At 40.7% G+C, this 19,594-nt stretch carries 17 protein-coding genes and 1 other RNA gene; 2 read left to right on the top strand and 16 right to left on the bottom strand.

Features of this window, described 5'->3' with window-relative positions:
• Nucleotides 1-12 precede the first annotated feature (12 nt).
• The 14 genes from RYK12_RS05600 to RYK12_RS05530 form a co-directional block, all read right to left on the bottom strand.
• Complete coding sequence (locus tag RYK12_RS05600; RefSeq protein ID WP_314847586.1) at nt 13-1,008, bottom strand: sensor histidine kinase; 996 nt, start codon at nt 1,006-1,008, stop codon at nt 13-15.
• Nucleotides 1,005-1,703 (bottom strand): cell wall-active antibiotics response protein LiaF, encoded by a 699-nt coding sequence (liaF, locus tag RYK12_RS05595; RefSeq protein ID WP_314847584.1) that lies wholly within the window; start codon nt 1,701-1,703, stop codon nt 1,005-1,007. The genes RYK12_RS05600 and liaF overlap by 4 nt, the downstream gene beginning before the upstream one ends.
• 77 nt (nt 1,704-1,780) lie before the next feature.
• Complete coding sequence (fni, locus tag RYK12_RS05590) at nt 1,781-2,791, bottom strand: type 2 isopentenyl-diphosphate Delta-isomerase (RefSeq protein WP_314847581.1); 1,011 nt, start codon at nt 2,789-2,791, stop codon at nt 1,781-1,783.
• Nucleotides 2,775-3,782, bottom strand: a complete 1,008-nt coding sequence (locus RYK12_RS05585) for a phosphomevalonate kinase (protein WP_314847579.1) — start codon at nt 3,780-3,782, stop codon at nt 2,775-2,777. Before RYK12_RS05585 ends, fni begins: the two co-directional genes overlap by 17 nt.
• A complete protein-coding gene (gene mvaD / locus RYK12_RS05580) occupies nt 3,769-4,722 on the bottom strand; it encodes a diphosphomevalonate decarboxylase (protein ID WP_314847576.1) in 954 nt (317 codons plus the stop codon). Before mvaD ends, RYK12_RS05585 begins: the two co-directional genes overlap by 14 nt.
• Nucleotides 4,704-5,582, bottom strand: a complete 879-nt coding sequence (gene mvk, locus RYK12_RS05575; protein WP_314847574.1) for a mevalonate kinase — start codon at nt 5,580-5,582, stop codon at nt 4,704-4,706. Before mvk ends, mvaD begins: the two co-directional genes overlap by 19 nt.
• Before the next feature lie 228 nt (nt 5,583-5,810).
• Nucleotides 5,811-7,046 (bottom strand): N-acetylmuramoyl-L-alanine amidase family protein, encoded by a 1,236-nt coding sequence (locus tag RYK12_RS05565; protein WP_399555438.1) that lies wholly within the window; start codon nt 7,044-7,046, stop codon nt 5,811-5,813.
• Between the two features lie 99 nt (nt 7,047-7,145).
• Nucleotides 7,146-7,835 carry a response regulator transcription factor gene (locus RYK12_RS05560; RefSeq protein ID WP_314847571.1) on the bottom strand — a complete coding sequence of 230 codons (690 nt, stop codon included), beginning with the start codon at nt 7,833-7,835 and terminating at the stop codon, nt 7,146-7,148.
• Nucleotides 7,836-7,846: 11 nt separating this feature from the next.
• Nucleotides 7,847-9,271: an NADP-dependent phosphogluconate dehydrogenase gene (gndA, locus tag RYK12_RS05555; RefSeq protein WP_000158778.1), complete on the bottom strand. Its 1,425-nt coding sequence runs from the start codon at nt 9,269-9,271 to the stop codon at nt 7,847-7,849.
• Nucleotides 9,272-9,346: 75 nt separating this feature from the next.
• A complete protein-coding gene (locus RYK12_RS05550) occupies nt 9,347-10,753 on the bottom strand; it encodes a cell division site-positioning protein MapZ family protein (RefSeq protein WP_314847568.1) in 1,407 nt (468 codons plus the stop codon).
• Nucleotides 10,754-10,765: 12 nt separating this feature from the next.
• Complete coding sequence (locus RYK12_RS05545) at nt 10,766-11,923, bottom strand: class I SAM-dependent RNA methyltransferase (RefSeq protein WP_314847566.1); 1,158 nt, start codon at nt 11,921-11,923, stop codon at nt 10,766-10,768.
• A gap of 85 nt (nt 11,924-12,008) precedes the next feature.
• Nucleotides 12,009-12,390, bottom strand: an RNA gene (rnpB, locus tag RYK12_RS05540) — RNase P RNA component class B.
• A gap of 20 nt (nt 12,391-12,410) precedes the next feature.
• Nucleotides 12,411-12,740, bottom strand: coding sequence for a cell division regulator GpsB (gpsB, locus tag RYK12_RS05535; RefSeq protein ID WP_000146534.1), 330 nt, complete (start codon nt 12,738-12,740; stop codon nt 12,411-12,413).
• 72 nt (nt 12,741-12,812) lie between these two features.
• Entirely contained in the window at nt 12,813-13,340 is a 528-nt protein-coding gene (locus tag RYK12_RS05530; RefSeq protein WP_314847564.1) for an SLOG family protein, read from the bottom strand.
• Nucleotides 13,341-13,406: 66 nt separating this feature from the next.
• On the opposite strand from RYK12_RS05530, the gene recU reads away from it, so the two are divergent.
• Both recU and pbp1a read left to right on the top strand, forming a co-directional pair.
• Nucleotides 13,407-14,003, top strand: a complete 597-nt coding sequence (gene recU, locus RYK12_RS05525) for a Holliday junction resolvase RecU (protein ID WP_314847561.1) — start codon at nt 13,407-13,409, stop codon at nt 14,001-14,003.
• Nucleotides 14,000-16,162, top strand: coding sequence for a penicillin-binding protein PBP1A (pbp1a, locus tag RYK12_RS05520; protein ID WP_150922793.1), 2,163 nt, complete (start codon nt 14,000-14,002; stop codon nt 16,160-16,162). The genes recU and pbp1a overlap by 4 nt, the downstream gene beginning before the upstream one ends.
• Nucleotides 16,163-16,303: 141 nt before the next feature.
• Here the strand turns inward: pbp1a and RYK12_RS05515 are convergent, their stop codons facing one another.
• Nucleotides 16,304-18,286 (bottom strand): peptide ABC transporter substrate-binding protein, encoded by a 1,983-nt coding sequence (locus RYK12_RS05515; RefSeq protein WP_261009152.1) that lies wholly within the window; start codon nt 18,284-18,286, stop codon nt 16,304-16,306.
• Nucleotides 18,287-18,486: 200 nt separating this feature from the next.
• A complete protein-coding gene (gene glf, locus RYK12_RS05510; RefSeq protein ID WP_084888136.1) occupies nt 18,487-19,590 on the bottom strand; it encodes a UDP-galactopyranose mutase in 1,104 nt (367 codons plus the stop codon).
• Nucleotides 19,591-19,594 lie beyond the last annotated feature (4 nt).

Genomic DNA, 19,594 nt, shown 5'->3' with positions numbered 1-19,594 from the left:
TTTACTCCTTTATCATTCCTTATCGAGCAGGGGAATACGGATATCAACTGCCAGCCCTTGCTTGGGAGCTGTCAATAACTGAACCGTCCCTGCCATATCTTCAACCCTCTCCTTGATATTGCGTAGTCCATAACTCAAGTCATCTAAGTTCCCTAACTGGAAACCAATTCCATTGTCCACCACCTTCAGTTGCAATTCAAGATCCGTCTGATAGAGATAGACATCCAAACAAGAGGCCTGGGCATGGCGGAGGGTATTGCTAATCAACTCCTGCAAAATGCGAAAGATATGTTCCTCGATTTTCTTGGGCAATTTCGTCACATTTTGCTTAAGACTAACTCTAAGATCACTCTTGTCCTCAAGCTCTTTTAAGAGGATTTGAATTCCCTCAACCAGACTCTTCTGCTCCAGTTCAACTGGTCGCAAATGCAAGAGCAAGACCCGCAAATCCTTCTGGGCTGTTTCAAGGATGGCTGTGACACTCTGCAACTGGATCTGCATCTTTTCTCTATCCAGTTTCAAAGACTGCTGGCTGACACCTGATAAAATCATGTGGGCCGCAAACAACTCCTGACTGACCGTATCGTGCAAATCCCGAGCAATTCGCTTCCGTTCTTTCTCGATGATTTCCTCTTCCCGAGAAAGGCTGTGATTTTCAGCCTTTTGAATAGCTTCTGTCAAAAGGTTAAGTTTACCTGACAAGGACTTGAAACTGGCATCCAAATCTGGATCAGCAACCTGAACCACTTCTTTCCCTGCCAACAAACGCTTGAGATTAATCTGCATTTTTCGTAAAGAAAGCTCTTCGACACCTCTCCAAAACAGGGCTAAAAGACAGGTCATGGACATGCTGAATACCAACAACAAAAAGACAAATTTTTCTGTTTTTTCGACATCATGCAAGAAAATAGACCAGTCAAAGTCAAGGATGTCCAGCAAGCTGTGGGACAGAAATAAGACAAACAGGATGGAGGTGAGAGCAATCATTACATAGGCTTGTTTTTTCATCCTCTAACCACCTCAACATCGCCAATCATAGTGGTTAAGAAAATCTTGACACTCTTGTTACTCTTGAGATAGTCTCTTGTTTCTTGATGATAGTGTTCATTGCGAAGGGCTCGCTTGGGCTGATTGAAAAAATTCAAATCACCATAAAGACAGTTAACACTGAGACTGACTTCCACATCTACAGGTACGATGATTTTGGTCGTTCCTACCATCTTTCTGAGGATAATGACATTGTCATGATTGGTTAGGATAACTCTCTCCAGATGAATAGTGTCCTTACCCATGAGACGAAAGAGATTGATATCATCAAACTGGCAAGTCTGGTAGCTTGAAAAATGATGGATATTTCCAAACCAACGATTTTTCTCCTTCTTAACCGTTACTACCTCTTCAAAAACCAAATTGGTCTGCTCTTTTTCCTGGTTCATCATCGGATAAAGAAGAAAGAGGCTATAGATAACCGCAACAAAAATAGCTAGAATCACAAAGGGATTGAGCATGACGATGAAAAAGAAGAGAATGGTTGCCACCACTAAAAGAAGATTATTGCCCTCTTTACCAGTGTAATAGCGAATCAAAAGCAAAAAGAGGAATAAAATCAGCAGAAAACGCGAAAAATGCTCTGAAACCATCAAAATCAGAGCTCCTGTCAAAAGACAGGCTTCGATAAATAAAAAGATTTTAAATTTTCTCATAGGTTCATCCTCTCTCTTCTATTTTATCACAATTCAAAAAAGTCACCTCAGTCTGAGGATGGAAAAAAAGGCGGTGGTTACGCCTTTTTCATCTGATCCTTTGCTTCTTTTAATTTTCCATAAAGAAGATAGTCTACTTTTTGCAAATCTGCTATGGTGGCACAATTAAGGGCACACATGATCAAGCGTAGATCTGCTTTCCAGCCTTGGATAATGCCGATTACTTCTTCAACTGAATAGGTTTCAACCAATTCCAGAACGGTTCGAGACAATCCCACAGCCTTGGCTCCAAATACCAAGCACTTAATCATATCCAGCGGATTACGAATCCCCCCACTAACCAAGAGTTCGACCTTGTCTTTCCAGTCTTGGGCATTGATAAGGGCTTGCATGGTGGACTGGCCCCATTGATTGAGATAATCACGCTGACCACTGCGACGGTTTTCAATATAGGCAAAGCTGGTACCACCACGACCTGACAGGTCAAAGGTTCGAACGCCCAATTCATAGGCTCTTTCGATGGTCTTCACATCCATCCCAAAGCCGACTTCCTTTAAGACAATAGGAACGGGGATTTGCTTGCTATAGTCTGCTAGATGCGATTGCCAGCATCTGAACTTCCTTTCTCCCTCAGGCATGAGTAATTCCTGCATAACATTGACATGCACTTGCAAGAGAAGAGGATTCATCTCTTCTACAGTCCGAAGTCCCAACTCAACAGGCTTGTCTAATCCAATATTGGTTCCAAGAAGGAGATTTGGATGGCTAGACTTGACAGAAAAAGAGGCATCTGATGGATCTTTGAGAGCCGCACTATAAGAGCCCGTTACAAATAAAATCCCACAGGCTTCCGCCACCTGAGCCAGCTTTTGATTTATTTCTCTTCCCTTATCGCTTCCACCTGTCATGGCATTGATATAAAAAGGAAAATCCCACTTTCGACCAGCAAATTCTGTCGACAGATCGATTTCATCCAGATCGTAAAGAGGCAAGGAAGAATGAATCAACTCCACCTCATCAAAGCTATTATAGGAACTTTTCTGCTCAAGGGCATAGCGGATATGCTCGTCCTTACGATTTGTCGTCATGTCCTATCCTTTCTTGGTATAAGAGCTCAATCCCCAGATCGGCCCAACGATTTTTTAAGGTTTCAGTTGACTGCACATCAAAACTCAAGGCAATCCCACAGTCACCACCACCTGCACCGCTACTCTTGGCAACAGCCTGCAAATCTTGGCTGGCTTCTTTCAGCTGTCTAAGCGATGGAGTGTAAATATCTGCGCTCAAGCCTTCTAAAAGTTGACTGGCTACTGCTACTTGCTCGATAATTTTTTCTGCTTTTCCTTGTTCTAAAGCTTCTACCAAAGCAGTCACCGTTGCTTTTGAGGAAGTTAAAAAATTCTGATTGATATTTTGCTTGATTTGCTGAACCATGTTACTAGACACAGCTACTTCCTTGGTCCAGCCCACTAGGAAATCACATTCTAGGGCAGGTTGTACGTGTGAAATTGAAAAGCTCCAATCATGCTCCAAAACTGTCGCCAAGTTTTCTTCTTCCAACCAAGTTGCCACCTTTTGGCGATCAAATGACCGGTAGAGAACCAAATCCTCTGCCACAATACAGGCAAGGTCTCCCATGGAACCATTGTCTCCTCGCTTGAGCAAGACAGCGCTAGCCAGCTTGAACAAGAGTTCCTGATCAACCGTAATATCATATAGAGCCAACAAGGCCTTGATCACCAAGATAACGACACTACCGCTAGAACCCAGACCAAACTTTTTGCCTTCTCGTTCCATTTTGCCACGGATTTCTAGAGAAAAAGGTCTTAAAGTTTGACCTCGATAAGTCAGGAAATCTTCCACTAGAGCAATTGTTTCTTGAATCAAGCTGTAGGCAGGATTTGGCGTCAAGTCCACTACGAAATCAAACATGTCTGAGTAGATACGATAGTTCTCAGAAAAAGCAATCTCGCCCTTCATATAGATGGGAATATCCTTTATCAAGGCTAACTGCCCTGGCTCTAAAATAGCATATTCACCTGCCCAATAGAGTTTTCCACAAGTTTTAACAGCAATCATCTTGGCTCAAATCCTTTGTTTTTGACACAATCAAGCGATAACGTTGACCGAAGATTTCTGACAAATGCTCCAAATCTTTCTCCTGACAAAGGACCTTAACATTGGGACCAGCATCCATGGTAAAGTAGCAAGCTTCTCCTTGCTGACGAAGCTGGCGGACAAAGTCCATAGCTTCATAAGATGCATCCGTCAGATAAGAAAAGGCTGGTGATGCTGTTTTGGTCGTAGCGTGCATAGCCAGGGCATTTTTCTCAGTCAATTCCCCAACCTTGGCAAAGTCATTTTCCTTGAGATAAACCAGCATATCCTGATAGTCTTTCTCAGACTGACGCACCCAGTCATCAAAGGTCGTCGATGTTTCCACACAAAGTTTCATCCCATCACGACTGGAGATTGGTTTTTTCTTGTCCTCTAGCACCAACATCATCATAGCTAGTTTCAAGTCTGTCTCTACAGGGTAAATCTCCCCACTATCCTTATCCCAGGCACCTAGCGGTCCATAAAAACTCCGAGAAGAAGATCCTGAGGCAAACTTAGCCTCCTGTGCTAACTGACTTCTATCCAAACCAAGCTTGAAATAAGCATTACAAGCCTTGACCAAGGCGGACAAACCACTAGAGCTTGAAGATAGGCCCGCTGCCGTAGGCATATTATTTTGAGTATCAATACGAACAAAACCCTCACCAGCTGGACGGTAACGGTCAATAATCTTGCTCATCTTGGCATGCTCCGCCTCATTTTGTAGCTGACCATTGATATAAAAGGCATCAGCAGTAGCATCCATCGGTAGCGGCGACAAAGTCGTCTCTGTATACATATTTTCCAAAGTCAGAGATATACTACTAGTAGCAGGAACCATCTCTTTTTCTTTTTTCTTTCCCCAATATTTGATAATAGCAATATTTGCGTAAGAACGTACTGTTACAGGCTCTCGATCCATGTCTGAACAGCTCCTTTCTCTTCTAATCTTTCTGCTAATTTTTGAGCTTGTGTCAAATCGGCTGCTAAGGCTATGATACAGCCTCCTAGCCCACCACCGCTCATCTTGGAACCCAGAGCACCATGGCTCAGAGCCGTTTCAACCAAAGAGTCCGCCTCAGGGCTACTGACACCAATTTCTTTTAAATGTAAATGCGCTTGACTGAGGATTTGTCCCAATCCTTCAGCATCTTTTTGTGAAATCGCATCTTCTGCTTGTTGAGTCAATTCCCCTAAGGCATGCAAAAACGGTAGGGCATCCTTCCCCTTACTTTGAACCACTTGGATGGCTTCACGAGTGTGACCATAAACGCCCGTATCAGCAATTACCAAATAGGCAGATAGATCCATCTCAAGCTCTGTAAATCCTACGTTCTTGATAAAGCGAATAAGTTGGTCACTTAAACAGGTCTTAGCATCCAAACCACTAGGATTCATATGGGCAATCATCTCCGCCCGATTGACCAAGATTTCCAATACATCATGAGGCAGGTCGGCCTGATAGTAGTCAAAAACCGCACGAATAGCTGCTATGCTGATAGCAGCTGACGAACCCATTCCCCGTTTTTCAGGAATAGCCGAGTCAATCTCACAGCGAATGCAGGCTTCTTTGATATCCAAATACTCCAGCGAAGCATAAACTGCCATGGACAAGGTATCCTCCTCATAGAGGCGCCAAGGACTCGCTGCAGGAACCACCTTACAAGTCACCTCCACCTCCAAAAGAGGCAGAGAAATGGCAGGATAACCGTAAACGACCGCATGCTCCCCTATTAAAATTATCTTACTATGTGCCTGACCGACACCAACTTTTTTTATCATATTTTCCTTTTACTAGACGAAAAAGTCGTCTCATACTCAATGAAAATCAAAAAGCAAACTAGGAAGCTAGCCGCAGGCTGTACTTGAGTACGGTAAGGCGACGCTGACGTGGTTTGAATTTGATTTTCGAAGAGTATTATTTTTTCCTACAAGTATTTATTCTCTCCTATCTATTTTATTATATTTTCACAAAAAAAGCGATTGTTTCCTTCACAATCGCCTCTTTCATTATTGAACCCATTCGCCATTATAGTTGACAGAATAGCCATCTACTGTCGTATTCACTGCCAAAGCACCTGAGCTATAAGCGTAGTACCATTTGCCATTAACCTGGAACCAACCCGTCTTCATATCTCCATTATCTGCACTTAGGTAGTACCAAGTTGAACCATCTTGATACCAACCAGTTGCCATAGCTCCTGATGAACGGAGATAGTACCACTTGTTACCAAGGTATTGCCAGCCAGTTTTCATATCACCATTTGACTGGTCTAAATAATACCAAGTTGAGCCTTCCTGATACCAACCCGTCGCCATGGCTCCTGATGAACGAAGGTAGTACCACTTGTTACCAAGATATTGCCAGCCTGTTCTCATATCGCCATTTTCAGCATCTAAATAGTACCAAGTTGAACCATCTTTCACCCAACCAGTTGCCATAGCTCCTGATGAACGGAGATAGTACCATTTGTTACCAAGATATTGCCAGCCTGTTTTCATATCGCCATTTTCAGCATCTAAATAGTACCAAGTTGAGCCTTCCTGATACCAGCCAGTTGTCATAGCTCCTGATGAACGGAGGTAGTACCACTTATTGCCAATTTGCTTCCAACCAGTTTGCATGATACCAGTTTCTGAATCTAGATAGTACCAAGTTGAAGCATCTTGAATCCAACCAGAACGTTTCTCACCACCAAGATTCTTATTCCCAGAATTTCCTGTTTTTGCTAGGTAATACCAGTTAGATTGATCATAAAGCCAACCTGTCTTTAAAGAATGATCTTGATCAAAGTAGTAGTATGCTAATTTAAGAACTTCGGGACCTTCCCAGCCTTCACCATGTTTTTTCCCAACGGTTAAGGAATCTTTTAGCTCTAATTGTTGCCAACCAACAAACTCTTGTAGCACTCCATTTTTGTCAAAGTAGTACCATTCTGGCATTGGGGAACCTTCTAATCTTATGCCATTAGGGTAAGGACCAATTGTATATCCTTTAACTGGCATTGGAATGTATTGCCAACCAACAACCATTTCACCATTATAATCAAAATAATAGGTCTTGCCATCAATCACTCGCCAGTCCGTTTCTTTGATGTCACCCTTCTTGTAGTAGGTTCTACCATTCTCTTGGACAAATTTCCAACCTTCTGAATCAGCATCATCCGCCAATACTGCACTTGTCGCTAGCAAACCGAAGAAAAAGACTGCTAATGCAATTTGCATCAATTTTTTTACTGTTTTCATTAGACGTATCCTCCATAACTGATTGTAGCAAATACAAAATTTTATGTCAATATATAAAGAAATCACATAAAAAGCAGTTACACAACTGCAACTGCTTTTCTATTCTTGCATGGTGTAACCGACACCACGAACGGTTTTAATATAGCTTTTTTGACCTTTTACATCAAGCTTGCTACGTAGATAACGGATATAGACATCCACGATATTTGTTTCGGTCGCACTTTCATACTTCCAGACACTTTCCAATAACTGCTCACGAGTCAGAACTTTCTTGCTTCCCATAAGAGTAGCCAAAAGGTCATACTCACGACGCGTCAGAGCAATCATCTCCTCGCCACGATAAACGGTATGATGTTCTACATCCATACGCAGATTGCGGTAAGACGTTGGAACCTTCATCTGACTACAGTGTTGATCGATAAAGTCCCGACCTCGGAAAATCGCTGAAATACGAGCCACCAAATTGTCAATAATAACCGGCTTATAGATGTAAGAAACAGCAAAGCGTTGGATTGTTTCAATCTGATCTTGCAATTCTTCGCGATGGTCCAAGACCATGATGACTGAGGCTGGCTTAGTTCGACTCAGCTTGTCTGCAAAATCCTGGGCTGTCATATCCCCCAGACGAGCATTCAATAAAATCAAGTCATAGTCTGTCTGAAGAGCCATGGAGAGGGCTTCTTGCCCCTCCTCAACCTGATCAACTCGGTATTGCTCTTTTTGGAGTTCCAAACTTAAAAAATGAGCTAGATTTCGTTCTTTCTCAAGTAATAAAATCCGTTTCCCCATGGCAGACCTACTTATTTTTCGTCATACCAAGAGTAGTGGAATGTTCCTTCTTTGTCTTTACGTTGGTAAGTGTGGGCACCAAAGTAGTCACGTTGCGCTTGGATCAAGTTAGCTGGAAGGTCAGCTGAACGGTAGCTATCAAAGTAAGTAATAGCTGCTGAGAAGGTTGGTACTGGTACACCAGCTTGAACAGCAAGAGCTACGATATCACGCACTGCTTGTTGGTACTTAGCAGTGACATCCAAGAAGTACTCATCCAAAAGAAGGTTAGCAAGGTCTGCATCACGATTGTAAGCATCTGTAATCTTTTGCAAGAAACGAGAACGGATGATACAGCCATCACGCCAGATAGATGCGATGTCTGCAAATGGCAAGTTCCAGTTATTTTCTTTAGAAGCTACACGCAATTGAGCAAAACCTTGTGCGTATGAAATGATTTTTGAGAAGTAAAGGGCTTGACGGATTTTTTCAATCAACTCAGCCTTGTCTCCTTCAAATTTGAAGGCAGCTGGTTTTGGAAGAACCTTGCTTGCATGCACACGTTCTTCTTTGTAAGTTGAAATGTAACGTGCAAATACTGACTCAGTGATTAGTGACAATGGCACACCAAGGTCAAGTGATGATTGGCTAGTCCATTTACCAGTTCCCTTGTTACCTGCAGCATCAAGGATGTAGTCTACGATTGGTCCATCTTGACCTTCATCGTCTTTACGGCTCAAGATATCAGCTGTGATTTCGATTAAGTAGCTGTCCAATTCACCCTTGTTCCACTCAGTAAAGATTTCAGCCATATCTTCTGCAGAAAGGCCTAGCAAGTGTTGCATCAAGTCATAGCTTTCTGCGATCAATTGCATGTCACCATACTCGATACCGTTGTGGACCATCTTCACATAGTGACCAGCTCCATCAGGACCGATGTAAGTCACACATGGTTTGCCATCTTCTGGTGCTTTAGCTGAGATTTCTTCAAGAACATCCGCAACCAATTCGTAGGCTTCTTTTTGTCCACCAGGCATGATAGAAGGACCTTCAAGGGCACCTTTTTCACCACCAGAAACTCCAGTACCGATAAAGTTGATACCTGAGTTTGCCAATTCTTCATTACGACGGATGGTATCTTTGTAGAAAGTGTTTCCTCCGTCGATCAAGATATCACCTTTGTCAAGGTGTGGAAGAAGGGCTTGAATTGTAGCATCTGTACCAGGTCCAGCTTGAACCATGAGCATGATACGACGAGGTTTTTCGATTGAGTTTACAAAACTTTCAACGTCATAGCTTGGTACAAAGTTCTTTTCAGGATGGCAAGCAATTACATCTTCAGTTTTTTCTTTACTACGGTTGTAAATAGCAACTGTGTAACCACGAGATTCAATATTAAGGGCAAGGTTACGACCCATTACGGCCATACCAACAACACCAAAGTTAGCTTTTGTCATTTGACACTCCTCTTGTTTAATTTGTTTTATTTTATCATTTTTACTTTTGAAAAGAAAGAATTTTGTAACGACTGCTTAGTAGTCCAAGTCATCCGCATGTCCAGAACCATTTCCAACAAAGTATCCTGTCTTACAGTTAAGGGTAAAGAGATAGGTTCCATCTGGTTTGTAGAGGTTGTAATAACCATTGCCATTAACGATATTAACACGCTCAAGGATATATTGGTTACCAGTGATATAACCACGTGAGCGTGAAGTCGCTAAAATTTGTTCCAAAACACCATCCGCGAAATCCCAGGCAGAGTTATTGCTATCATCAATAGCTGATTGGTTATAAGAAACACGACTCGCACTTCTTTGAACAGCAACTCCTGCACTTGATACACCCATATTGACTTCACTGCGGGTACTTCTAGTTTCAGTTGATGCCGTATTTGAACTACTTGGGCTTGTTTCACTAGCAGTATTTTCACTTGCTTGACGAGAACTTGAGCTGCTAGTTTCACTTGAACTTGAGCTTGAAGCACTTGTTTGCTGGCTCTTACCAAGACTGATAGCCTTATCTAGAACTTTATCAAGCTCCGTATTTCCAGTTTTAATATCTGTAAATTTAGCATCCGATTTGACTTTAGCATTGGTATCCAAGACACCATCCACAATAGCTGGTTTTTCAAATTGTGCATTGACATCTTGAATGGCCTTGATTTGCGTTGCTAGACTATCATACTTAGATTTGGCAAGGGTATGTTCACGACTACCTTCCAGCTTATCAAGCAAGGTCTTAAGTTGACTCAGTTTATCAAACTGACTATTTTTCAAAGCAGTTTTATTGCTATCTGTATAGAAGCCATCATATAAATTATTGAATTCTTCTACATCTGACTGCGTATTTGTAGTTGATTGAGAAGTCTGGATTTCCTTGGTCGAACGGGTCACTTGACGATAGACATAATAAGCACTGACACAGATAACCACTGATACGAGCGCCAAAGCGGTCAAAACAAAACCTTTTTTACTTTTCTTTTCTGGGTCCTCTTGATCCAGACGAGAAAGTTTTTTCTCCTCTTCCACTTCCCCAGTCATTTCTGCTGAATTTTCATCCTCTAGTACTATAGGATCCCAGTCTTTATCCTCATCGTCCAGAGGCAGTGGAGGTAAGATAGCTTCAGACGATAGAACTTCCTCTGAATAGGCTTCTGACTCCTCTACAGCTTCACGCACCTCTTGAATCAAGTCATCCAGACTCTGTGTTTCGATTAACTCCTCTTTTTTGTATTGGCGAGTCGCAAACTTATCTGCCTCAATTTCATCTTTATGTTGTTTCACATACTTGTCCAAGATAGAATCTCCAGGCAACACACCTGCTTCCACCTCTTCATTTTTTCGCATGGCTTCTCCAACTGTTAGCTCTTTAGCATCATCAAAATCAAATTGCGCTTCTTGGTGTTCTGCTTTATGACGATTCCGTCTTTTCTTGCTCATGAGTTTTCCTTTCTACTTTACTTCCTGACGTTTAATACGCTGACCAAAATATTGATATAAATCAACTTTCAGGGTTCCATTGTACAACTTACGTTTCTTATCCGCCTGACTACCGTACTTGGTCTCAAAGGCTTCATCACTGGTTAAGATAAACTTGCTCCACGTTTTCAGAGGAGCAAATACTTGACCCATCTCAGCATAAAGCTTGGTAACCCCTGCATCATCTGACAAGCGTTCACCATAAGGTGGGTTAGAGATAATCACTCCATTTATTTTATCAGAACGCAAATCCTGCACGCGCATCTGCTTAAAGGTAATATCTCCTGCAACCCCTGCTGCCTGAGCATTGGCCTTAGCAATTTCCACCATACGTGCATCGATATCACATCCCATGATATCCAGTTCCAGCTCACGATCCACTTTCTTAGCCGCCTCTGTGCGCACTTCTTGGATCAAGCGATCGCTAATCCAGTTCCATTCCTCAAAAGCAAAGGAGCGACGAAGCCCTGGAGCCATCTTTCTGGCAATCATAACTGCCTCGATACAGAAAGTTCCTGAACCACAGGTTGGATCAATCAATGGCTTATCTGGATACCAGTTAGAGAGTTGCAAAATGGCTGCCGCCATATTTTCCTTGATAGGAGCACCACCTTTTTCGGTACGATAGCCACGTTTAAAGAGACTGGAGCCTGTCGTATCAATCATGACAGTTACCACATCTTTCAGAATAGAGACCTCAATCTTAAACTCAGGACCATTCTCCATAAGAGGAACACCTTCTGGACGGGCATAGTGTTTTTGCAACTTTTTAACAACAGCCTTCTTTGAAATAGCCTGTACACTTGGTTCATTGTGTAGTTTAGATTTCACACATTTGGCTTTTGAAATCGGAAATCGAGCTCCAAGTGGTAAATAATTTTCCCAATCTAGAGCGAAAACTCCCTGAAACAGCTCCTCAAAAGTCTTAGCTGGGAACGTTCCTACGATGATCTTGATACGATCTGCTGCCCGAAGCCAGAGGTTGGTTTCGATAATGGCTCTCACGTCTCCTTGAAAACGAACACGGCCGTTTTCAACCTGACAATCGTAGCCCAATTCTCGCACTTCACGACCAACGACAGCCTCAAGACCCGCTGCAGCAGTAGCGATTAAATTAAATTCTTTTTTCATGTTACAGTCTTATGAGACCTTTCTATATGTCCACTTTAAAAAATGAGGTTGAGAAAGTTTTCTCAGCCCCAACCTATATGCAATTTTCTATAAGCCATGTTTTGTTCCAGAAGTGACTAGGACCACTTCCTTCGATAATCATCTGTCTACCACTAACAGCTTACAGCTGATAGCAGTCAGAGTACTACGTTCGTTTCCGTGTACTCCATGCCCCGACCAAAATTTGGGTTGCTAGCTTGAGGGGTTTACCGCGTTCCACTCTCTCTGTTTCCAGAAAGACTCCGTCACTGTGGCACTTTCAAGCCTACTCTGGCCTATCCAAAGACTTAGCCATTTCAACTGCCGTAACGATTTCTCGTCCCTAGGCTTATGGTTTCGCCTAGCACAAACACTACAGGCATCACAGCCTGTGCTAGCATGGACTTTCCTCATGAAAAGAAATTCTCCTCACGCGATTATCCAAAAATTGCACTTTTCAAATAAGCTCTTATAAATCAGAGTTATCCAAAATTTGTTTCCCAAATACTTCTTTCTCAAGACGATTCAAACGTTTTAAAATATCAAAATTCGTCATAGAAGTTGTTGCTGTCATTTCAAGTGGTTCTGCTTGAACCGGTGCAGATTCAGGTTTGCGAGACAATTCTTCCTTCAACTCTGCAATTTCTTGACGGAGAGACTTGACTAAGGCAGCATAAGTTTCATAGTCCTTGATGACATCGTCCAAAAATTCATCAACTTCAACCTTACTATATCCACGAACTTCACGTCCAAACTCTTGCTCAAAAATATCTTTTGCTGAAAAAATAATACTTGCCATCTCTCTCTCCATTCTCGGTTTCTAATAGTATTATTATATAAAAAAAGGCAAACAAAAATCAAGGTCAAAGCCTTACTTTTCAGAAAAATTTTCTGCTAGCTCATTTAAGTCTTCAAACGTTAACCTTTTTATGCGATAACCTTCCTGATTTTTCATCAAATTGTCTATAAATTTTAATTTGGTCTCATTTTCTGGGTCATAGAAAAAATAAGCTAAATCAGTATTTTCCAGTAAAAATTTTTGGTAATCACGCAGTTGCCCTGTATGTTCATATTTGGGATAGGCATATTTGACAAAGTCTACCTGCTTAAAGCGACTCAGTTTCATCTGATTTCCTTCATTCCAATTTTCCCCGTGCGTTTCAAAATCAAAAATGGTGGCTAGGCTAAAATCATATTCGTCTTTCATTTCATTTGCGACATCAAACACCCAAGATTCAAATCCCAAGTTCCCTGTAAAGACCAGCCATTTAATCCCTTCTTCTGCTAAACTTTCTAAATCACGGCGAATGGCTTTCTTTATAATTTTTAACCTGATATCTTTTTCATTAAACAAACCCAAGTCAAAATTAGAATATCCCATAATTAAAGCTGTAGTCATTTTTACACCTTTCTTTCTATTTTTATGGTATAATAGAGTGATGTTATTGTACCAATAAGGAGAAATATGGTCAACTATCCTCATAAAATTTCATCGAAAAAAAGCCAAACATCCATTTCTCAACCAAAAAATTTCGCAAATCGAGGAATGACTTTTGAAAAGATGATCAACGCTACAAACGACTACTATCTGACGCATGGTATGGCAGTTATCCATAAAAAGCCAACGCCTGTTCAGATCGTTCGAGTAGACTATCCTCAACGTAGTCGAGCCAAAATTGTAGAAGCCTATTTTAGACAAGCTTCCACAACAGATTACTCTGGCGTGTATAGAGGACATTACATTGACTTTGAGGCCAAGGAAACACGACAAAAGAATGCTATTCCAATGAAGAACTTCCATCTTCACCAGATTCAACATATGGAACAAGTTCTAGAACAGCAGGGCATTTGCTTCGTACTGCTTCATTTTTCCTCTCAACAAGAAACTTATTTGTTGCCGGCACTTGATTTGATTCGCTTTTATCATCAAGATAAGGGGCAAAAATCAATGCCACTTGGATATATTCAAGAATACGGATATTTAGTAAAGCAAGGAGCTTTCCCTCAAATTCCCTATCTCGATATTATCAAAGAACATTTACTAGGTGGTAAAACAAGATGAATAAACAAACTATTCTGCGATTCTTAAAGTATATTGGAATCACATTCCTTACCTTATTTATCGCATTATTTCTATTAGGTGGTGGTGTCTTCCTCTACTTTGTTAACAAGGCTCCAGCCTTATCTGAAAGTAAATTAGTTGCGACAACTTCTAGCAAGATTTATGACAACAAAAACGAACTGATTGCTGACCTTGGATCTGAACGTCGCGTAAATGCTCAAGCAAATGAAATTCCTACTGACTTAGTCAAGGCAATTGTGTCTATCGAAGACCACCGTTTCTTTGACCATAGAGGTGTTGATACTATTCGTATCATGGGGGCAGCATTGAGAAATCTACAAGGAGGAGGTCTACAAGGTGCCTCAACCTTGACACAACAATTAATTAAATTGACTTATTTTTCTACTTCAACTGCTGATCAAACCTTGTCACGTAAAGCTCAAGAAGCTTGGCTAGCCGTTCAACTAGAGCAAAAAGCAACCAAGCAAGAAATCCTGACCTATTACATCAATAAAGTCTACATGTCCAACGGTAACTATGGAATGCAAACCGCAGCCCAAAATTACTATGGAAAAGACTTGAAGGACTTAAGCTTGCCACAGTTAGCACTCTTGGCTGGAATGCCTCAAGCGCCAAACCAATATGATCCTTATTCCCATCCAGAAGCTGCTCTAGAGCGTCGTAACTTGGTACTTTCAGAAATGAAAGGGCAAAAATACATTAGTGCAGAAGATTATGAAAAAGCTATTAATACTCCCGTCACTGACGGTCTCCAAAGTTTGAAGTCAGCCAATAGTTATCCAGCTTATATGGACAACTACCTCAAAGAAGTAATCGACCAAGTTGAACAAGAAACTGGTTACAACCTTCTTACCACAGGTATGGAAGTCTATACTAATGTCGACAAAGATGTTCAGCAGCGACTTTGGGATGTTTATAACACAGATGAGTATGTCGCTTATCCAGATGATGAACTTCAAGTAGCTTCTACTATCGTTGATGTAACAAATGGTAAAGTCATTGCTCAGTTAGGTGCCCGTCACCAATCAAGTAATGTATCTTTCGGAATCAACCAAGCCGTTGAAACCAACCGTGACTGGGGTTCTACTATGAAACCAATCACTGACTATGCTCCCGCTTTAGAATATGGAGTCTATGACTCTACTGCAACTATAGTACATGATGTTCCTTATAACTATCCAGGTACTGATACTCCCGTCTACAACTGGGATAAAGGCTACTTTGGAAATATTACAATCCAGTATGCACTTCAACAGTCACGCAATGTCACAGCTGTTGAAACCCTAAATAAGGTTGGTTTAGATAGAGCGAAAACCTTCCTAAATGGCTTAGGTATCGATTATCCAAGCATCCACTATGCAAACGCCATTTCAAGTAATACAACAGAATCTAATAAACAATACGGAGCAAGTAGTGAAAAAATGGCTGCAGCCTATGCTGCTTTTGCAAACGGTGGTATTTACCACAAACCCATGTATATCAATAAGGTCGTCTTCAGTGACGGTAGTGAAAAAGAATTTTCAGATGCTGGTACACGAGCTATGAAAGAAACAACTGCTTACATGATGACCGAAATGATGAAAACTGTCTTGGCATACGGAACTGGTCGTGGAGCCTATCTCCCATGGTTAGCGCAAGCTGGTAAAACAGGTACTTCTAACTACACAGATGATGAAATTGAAAAACACATCAAGAACACTGGCTATGTAGCTCCAGATGAAATGTTTGTTGGTTATACTCGTAAGTATTCTATGGCTGTATGGACAGGTTATTCGAATCGTTTAACTCCTATCGTTGGAGATGGTTTCCTAGTTGCAGCTAAAGTTTATCGCTCAATGATAACGTATCTATCAGAAGATACTCATCCAGAAGACTGGACGATGCCAGACGGACTTTTCAGAAACGGGGAATTTGTATTCAAAAATGGAGCTCGCCCAATATGGACTGAACCCTCTACTCAACAATCCTCAACAGCTGAAAGTTCAACTACACAGGCAAGTACTACGGTAGGTCAACAACCCAATAATGCTCCAGCAACCGATCCTAATCAAGGACAAGCTGGTCAGACTGTTCAGCAAACACAACCAGTACAACCAACGCCACAAAATCCACCAGTTCAACAGCAACCACAACAGTAAGATAAAAGAAAATCCTGAGAATAAAGGCTCAGGATTTTTTCTTCAACAAAATAGGATCTGTCATATCTAAAAGCGGTGACCGGCACCAATTCATTTTCGATAAACCAAAAGAAGTTAGCGAACAACTAACTTCTTTTTATCTTATTTCACATGTTTTGCGAGCTCTTCTTGCGCTTTTTTATTGGACTCTTCTTTTTCTTTCATCCATTTATCTTGGGCTTTTTGGTATTCATCTGCAGTGACTGCCTTGTCTTGAAGTTCAAGGTATTTATACAAGAGTGGTTCACTTGTTCCTTTGTTTCCTGACAATGCAAATGGTATTGTAAATGGTACCATCTTAGACAAGATTGGACGCCCTGTACGAGATGTAGTTGGAATAATCAAAGCACTATCTGTCAACCAAGCTTGAGCTGCAGCGTATTTATCATATCGTTTAGCAACATCTATAGACTCATCACCAGCTTCAGTAACCAATTTCTCGTAGTCATATAGACCTACTTTTTTAGCAGCTACATTATCTTTCCCTGAGTCAAATCCTAAATATGTTTTAGTACTTTCTCCTACAGATGGTTTGATGATGTCAAGGTAAGTTGATGGATCGGCAAAGTCTGGACCCCAACCGACATTATCTGATAAATCCCAGTCTTCGCCAGCAGCATTTTCAGCAAAATATGTAATATTGTTTACTTCATCTTTTTGTAGTTGTTGAATATCAATAATGACATTATCAGTTCCTAAAGTCGCTTCCAAGGATTGTTTCATAGATTGCACGCGCTGAACTTTTGTAGTTGCTGTTTGGTCAACAGGCATATCTAGGTGAATTGGGAATTGGACTCCTTCTGCTTGTAAGGCTGATTTAGCTTTAGCAAATTCAGCCTTGGCTTTCTCTGGATTGTAAAGGCCATCCTGTGCATCGGCAAGATTAACATCCTTCCATTCATCCCCATAAGTCACCAATTTTTCTTTGACCATATCGCCAAAGTTTTTCCCATCTGCTTGAACAAATGTTGGTGGAACAAAGAGATTGCGCAAGATTTTGCTTGCTCCAGTTTCTCCATTTAGCTGAGAGGCATAAGCTGTACGGTCAAAACCAAAGGCAATAGCTTGGCGGAAATCCTTATTTAAGAGAGCCTTTTTAGTAGAAGTCTTTTGTTCGTCACTAGTCTTAGAAGTATATTTATAGGACTGACGATCAATATTTGTTCCCACTAGATACGTAGTAGAGTCTTGTTGAGTATAGACAATATTATCCTTCATCTCTTTCTCAAGCTCTGCGAAACTTGCACTTGTTGGATAGAGACGAGCTGCTGTAAGGCTACCATCTTTAAAGTTTTCTGCAGGTTTACTAGTATCTTGACCATCCCAGAATGACAATTTAACTTTGTCAATATGCACATTGTCTTTATCCCAGTAGTTAGGATTTTTCGCAAATTCAACAGAAGATTTGGTCACAATGGATTTCAACAAATAAGGACCATTATACAAGAGACTACCTGGATCCGTAGCTTTGGCAAAATCATCCCCTTTTGAATTCAAAAACTCTTCATTGACTGGCGCAAGAACACCCATGGTCGTTTTAGAATTCCAAAAACTTTCAGGTTTGTTCAACGTGTATTGGACTGTTTGATCGTCAAGCGCTTTAATCCCGACTTGAGCAAAATCTGTGATTTCACCTTTTGCATAGGCATCCAGACCTTTGATTGAATCCTGTACCAAGTAAAGGGCTTCTGCTTTCTTATCTGTTGCATATTTAAGACCTGTCACAAAGTCCTGAGCCTTAACAGGAGCATATTCTTCCCCTTCAGATGTATACCACTTGGCATCCTGACGAATCTTATAAGTATAAGTCAAGCCATCTTTAGAAACCGACCAGTCTTCTGCCAATGAAGGAATAAGGTTCCCGTATTTATCATTTTCAAGCAATCCATCAATCACATTACTAGTAATGTCGGCAGTTGCTGCCTTACCAGTTGTCAAATAGTTGAGATTATCTGGATGTGTCTCGTATGTAAATGCAAAGGTCTGCTCACCTTTTTTAGTAGCTGAACCACCAGCACAGGCAGCTAAGACACCTGCTGCTAATAAAGTTACTCCCGCAAGAGCCAATACTTTCCTTGTTTTCATAGTATTCTCCTTTATTTTTTTATTCATTATAGCCCCTTTTTCAACTCCTGTCAATACAATTTTCTGAATTTTTGAAAATTATTTTTTAAACAATAGGTTTGCAAAAATATGAATAATATCAAAAATACCTCAACTACATTAGGTAGTCAAGGAATTATCAATCACATTTCTAAATAGCAACTGGTAATAGTTCTAGGTGTTTAATCTAACTCATTTCTTACACACTGTAAAGCTGCTCCAATTACTTGGTGCATATCGTAATAACGATAGTGTCCTAAACGACCACCAAAGATAACATTCCCTTGCTCATCAGCCAATTTTTTATATGATTTATACAAATGATTATTACGATCATTATTAACTGGATAATAAGGCTCATCACCTTTTTCCCATGTTTTAGAATGTTCCTTAGTAACGATAGTCTTTTCTTGATTCCCAAACTCAAAATGTTTGTGTTCAATAATACGTGTATATGGAGTTTCTGCATCTGTATAGTTCACAACTGCATTTCCTTGGTAATTTTCCATATCCAAGGTCTCATTTTCAAAACGAAGACTACGATACTCTAGTTCACCCAACTTATAGTCAAAGAATTCATCAATCATACCAGTAAAGACGATCTTAGGGAAGTCCTTCATATATTGTTCTTTATTGGCAAAGAAATCAACATTTGTTTCTACATCAATGTTTTCATGATCCAACATTTTTTCAACTATTTGAGTGTAACCACCAATTGGAATCCCTTGATAGGTATCATTAAAATAGTTGTTATCGTAGGTCAGGCGTACTGGCAAACGGCGAATGATAAAGGCTGGAAGTTCTGTAGTTGGCTTGCCCCACTGTTTCTCTGTATAGTCTTTGATTAATTTTTCGTAGATGTCTGTACCTACAAGAGAAATAGCCTGTTCTTCCAAATTTTCAGGAGTTTTGCCATTTAAAACAGCACGTTGCTCATCAATCTTAGCCTGTGCTTCTGCTGGCGTCACAACTCCCCAAAGTTTATTGAAGGTATTCATATTAAAAGGAAGATTATAAATCTCTCCCTTATAATTTGCAACTGGAGAGTTTGTGTAACGGTTAAACTCTGCAAACTGATTTACATAATCCCAAATCTCCTTATCAGAAGTATGGAAGATATGAGCTCCATATTGATGAACTTGAATTCCTTCCTCTTCACGAGTATAGATATTACCCGCGATATGATCCCGTTTTTCAATGACTTTTACTTTTTTTCCTTTTAAGGCTGCTTCATGGGCAAAAACTGCACCAAAAAGACCAGCACCAACGACAAGATAATCGTACATAACC

This window comes from uncultured Streptococcus sp., from assembly GCF_963518475.1.
In the GTDB taxonomy this organism is placed as follows: Bacteria; Bacillota; Bacilli; order Lactobacillales; family Streptococcaceae; genus Streptococcus.
This window is presented reverse-complemented; position numbering and strand designations above follow the sequence as displayed.